Source organism: Candidatus Collinsella stercoripullorum (assembly GCF_027669965.1).
Lineage (GTDB): Bacteria > Actinomycetota > Coriobacteriia > Coriobacteriales > Coriobacteriaceae > Collinsella > Collinsella stercoripullorum.
This window is the reverse complement of sequence record NZ_JAQECM010000082.1, coordinates 1-4,020: the sequence shown is the minus strand read 5'-3', so window position 1 is coordinate 4,020 and position 4,020 is coordinate 1. Positions and strand designations below refer to the sequence as shown.

3 protein-coding genes are annotated in these 4,020 nt (G+C 73.0%); 1 reads left to right on the top strand and 2 read right to left on the bottom strand.

Annotated features, from left to right (window positions below):
* Together dnaX and PHA29_RS10285 are read right to left on the bottom strand one after the other, a co-directional pair.
* Positions 1-1,252 (bottom strand): DNA polymerase III subunit gamma/tau (dnaX, locus tag PHA29_RS10290; protein ID WP_270849540.1); only part of this gene is annotated, 1,252 nt, incomplete at its 3' end.
* A 246-nt stretch (positions 1,253-1,498) separates the two neighbouring features.
* Positions 1,499-1,693 carry a hypothetical protein gene (locus PHA29_RS10285; RefSeq protein ID WP_270849538.1) on the bottom strand — a complete coding sequence of 65 codons (195 nt, stop codon included), beginning with the start codon at positions 1,691-1,693 and terminating at the stop codon, positions 1,499-1,501.
* Positions 1,694-2,471: 778 nt separating this feature from the next.
* Here PHA29_RS10285 and PHA29_RS10280 point away from each other — a divergent pair.
* The coding region (locus PHA29_RS10280) for a serine/threonine-protein kinase (RefSeq protein ID WP_270849536.1) at positions 2,472-4,020 on the top strand (1,549 nt) is incomplete at its 3' end.

Below are 4,020 nucleotides of genomic sequence, written 5' to 3'. Positions count from 1 at the left end.
CGGCGCCCCGTCCCGCGACGCGCCCCGCACCCGTCAGCGCGGCGACCCCCGCGGCGTCGAGCGGCGCGCTCGGCACACCGGCCGCGAGCTGCGCCTCGATGCGGTCCAGGCGCTCCGCGAGCGCCTCGAGCGTCAGATCGGACTCCGGTCGGGCGAGCCTGGTGCACGCGATCTCGAGCACGAGCCGCGCATCGGCCGCGGTGCGCATCTCGATCGCGGCGTCGTCGAGGACCGTCAGCACGCGGGCCAGACGGTCCGCGCCCTCGAAGGCGGCCGCCTCGTCGGCGAGGGCCGCCACCTCGTCGGGCGTGCCGTCGAACAGCTCGCCCTGGGTGCCCGCCACGCGGGCGGTGTAGACATCGCGCACGTGCGCCACGAGGTCGCGCGTGAACTCCATGAGGTCGTTGCCCTCGTCCACCTGCCGGCGCACCATGCCGAACAGCGCCACCACGTCGCGCGCGGCGATGGCCCGGGCGAACTCCCCGAGCACCGTGGACGAGACCTCGCCCAGCAGCGCCCGCGCGTCCGCGACGCGCACCCTCCCGTCGCCGAACACCGAGAGCTGCTCGAGCGTCGAGAGCGCGTCGCGCATGCCGCCGCGCGCATGGCGGGCGACGATCTCGAGCGCCTCGTCGTCCGCCTCGAACCCCTCCTGCCCGCAGATGTAGCGCAGGCGGCCGACGATGTCCTCGTTGGAGATGCGGTGGAAGTCGAAGCGCTGGCAGCGCGACAGGATGGTCTCGGGGATCTTCTGGGGATCGGTCGTGCACAGCACGAACACGACGTGCGACGGCGGCTCCTCCAGCGTCTTGAGCAGCGCGTTGAACGCCGCCGTGGTGAGCATGTGGACCTCGTCGATGATGTAGACCTTGTAGGCCCCGCGCACCGGGGCGAAGCTCACCGAGCTGATGATCTCCTCGCGGACGTTGTCGACGCCCGTGCGCGACGCCGCGTCGAGCTCGTAGACGTCCGGATGCGTCCCCTCGGCGATGGCCTCGCACTCCGGGCAGCTGCCGTCGGGCATGCAGCCGCTCGCGCCCTCGGCTCGCGCGGCCTCGGCGTGCTCGCACAGCAGCGCCTTGGCGAGGATGCGCGCCATGGTGGTCTTTCCCGTGCCGCGCGGGCCGCAGAACAGGTAGGCGTGCGACAGGCGCCCCTCGGTGACGGCGTGCCTGAGCGTGGACACGATATGCTGCTGGCCGACCACGCTCTCGAAGGTGAGCGGGCGGTATGTTCTGTACAGCGACTCCATGGGGCCTCTTTCCTCCGCGAGACTCGGTCCAACCAATCATACCCTCTGATGCGGACCCGGGACGCCGGTGCCGGGCGAGAGCGCCGGGTGGGCAGCGGGACGCCGCGTTCCGGAGGGCGACGGTCGGCGGCGGGACGGGGCGGCAGGCGCCCGCGACGCGCCGATACCGGTCCCGCACGCCGAATGTGCGGGGCGCCGCGCCGCGCGGCGGGGCAGCGCGACCCGATCCGCCGCGGGCCGACGGCGCTACAGGCCGTGCTCGACCAGGCGGCGGTCGATCTCCTTCAACGTCAGGCGCGCGGCGAACAGCTGGCGGTACGTCGCCGTCTTCACCTTCCCCGCCGCCCGCAGCTCGCTCATCCGCTCGTCGGTCCGCGCGAGCTCCGCGCGCGCATCCGCGGCGAAGGCGTCGTACGCGGCAAGGCGCTCCGTATCGTCCATGGCTCCGCGCTCCTCTCATGTGCCGGCACCCTTCCGTTGCGGGGCGCCCTTCGGGAGCGTCCATCATACCCGCGAACCCCTCCGCGCGGACGGGCGCCCGGAACCGCGCCGCGGGGCAGACGCGCGGACACCGCGGCATCGTCATGCGTGCGCACGCGGGCGGCGGGGCCCGGGCCGCGGACGCCCGGGCCACGGCCTGCCTCACACGCGCGTGAGACAAAGGTGTGCATGGACGCCTTTGTCTCGCATAGAGCGCGTCCAGATGAAACAATCGCGTGCGTGCACGCCATTGTCTCGCCCGAGGAATACCGGAAGAAAACCCAAGAAAAACCGGGTGAAACAATCACGTGCATGGACGCCATCATCTCGCTTGAAAGGGGCCTAGGTGAAACAATCGTGTCCATGCACGCCTTTGTATCGCCAAGAGACGCGGATGAAACAAAGGTGTGCGTGCACGCCATTGTTTCAGTTGGAAGCGGGCTCAGTGAAACAAAGGCGTCCGTGCACGCTTTTGTTTCACCGCCGCCGCGGCGGCAAGACCGCCGTCGCAACCGCCGCGGTCGCTGCAACCGCCGCGGCCGCTGCAACCGCCACCACATCACCGCTGTCGCCGCCACATCGCCGCACCGCCGCCTCCGCCGCCCCGAGGACCCGGCGCCGCGGGGCAGACGTGTGGGCTCCGCGGCGTCTCGCCCCGGATGCGGGGTCGAACCGGCCCGCGTGGTAGAATACTCGCCAGGCATACACGAAAACGCACCTCAACCGCACAAGGAACTCCATGCCGCTCTTTCCATCACAGCAGCGCACGCGGGTCATGGACCCGCGCGAACGCATAGCGGGCAACCGCCCCGCCAAAGGGGCCTCGACCTCGGCCTCCGCCGCGGCCGCCCCGGCACCCGGGGCCACGGCGACGAGCCTGCTGCGCCGCTACCGCCCGCTCCAGACGCGCGCGGCCGGCGGCTTCGGCAGCGTGGAGATCTGCCTGGACTCCCGCCTGCAGCGCCGCGTCGCCATCAAGCGCATGCCCCTCGCGTCGCCCGACGCCTTCGCGCCCGCCGAGACCGTCGCGCAGGCGCTCACCGAGGCGCGCACCGCCAGCCTGCTGCAGCACCCGCACATCGTCTCGGTCATCGACTTCACCTACGACGCCGCATACGCCTACCTTGTCATGGAGTACGTCGACGGTATGAGCCTGGAGGAGTTCCTCGCCGCGGTCGACGGCCACTCGCTCACCTACGACGAGGCCGCCGCCGTGGCCGACGCCCTCGTCCAGGCGCTGTCCTTCGCGCACGAGAACGGCGTCCTGCACCTGGACATCAAGCCCGCCAACGTCCTCATCGACCGCAACGGGCACGTCAAGCTCACCGACTTCGGCATGGCCTCCCTCGCGAGCGCCGCGGGGTTCGGCGGGGCGCGCGGGGGCACCATCGGCTACATGGCGCCCGAGCAGCTGCGCGGCGAGACCGTGGACGAGCGGGCCGACGTCTTCTCGCTCGCCGCGGTCCTCTACGAGTCCCTGTGCGCCACAGCCCCGTTCAGGGCGGCGACCCCCGCGGACTCCGAGAAGCGCATCGAGCGGGGCGTGGTGTTCCCCAGCGACCTCTTACCGGGCATCCCGCAGACCGCCGAGGAGGCCCTCCTGTCCGCCCTCTCCCCCCTCCCCGAGGCCCGCATGGCGAGCGTCCCCGCCTTCGGCGACCGCTTCCTCTCCGGGCTGGGGGACGTGCGCGAGGGCCGCAAGAGCCTGGCGCGCCTCATCGCACGGCTCACCTCGGACGACGCCGACGCCGAGGAGGACGAGCCCGCGGAGCGCGCCGCGCGCGTCTGGGAGCTCGACCCGCAGAAGGGCTACCTCGGGAGCCGCACCGACCGGGCGCGCCCGCTGCTGCACGGGGCCGTGACGGCGGTCTCGGTGGGATGGGCCTGCTGGGCGCTGCTCGGGTCCGGGGGCGTGACGGAGCCCGCGGGCCGGCTCGTCGTGGCGCTCGCGGTGGGCGCCGCCTCGTTCGCGGCCCCGCAGATCGGGTCCGCGCTGCTGTACTGCGGCCTCGCGGCGACCGCCCTCATGCGCACGCCGCTCGTTCCCGTCCTGCCGGTCGTCGCCGCGCTCGCGGCGCTCGCCTGCGGATGGTGGCTCGTATGGGGCCGCACCGACTCCGGGGCCTCCGCGTCCCTGGCGCTCGCCTGCACGCTCGTCGGCGCCACGGGCGACGCGGTGCTCGCCGCCCCGGTCGCCGCGGCCGCGGCGGGCTGCATGGCCTGGGGGACCGGCTCCGCCGTCTCCGCGGGGCTCGGCGCGCTCACCGGCAGGCTCGTCTCCGCCGCCG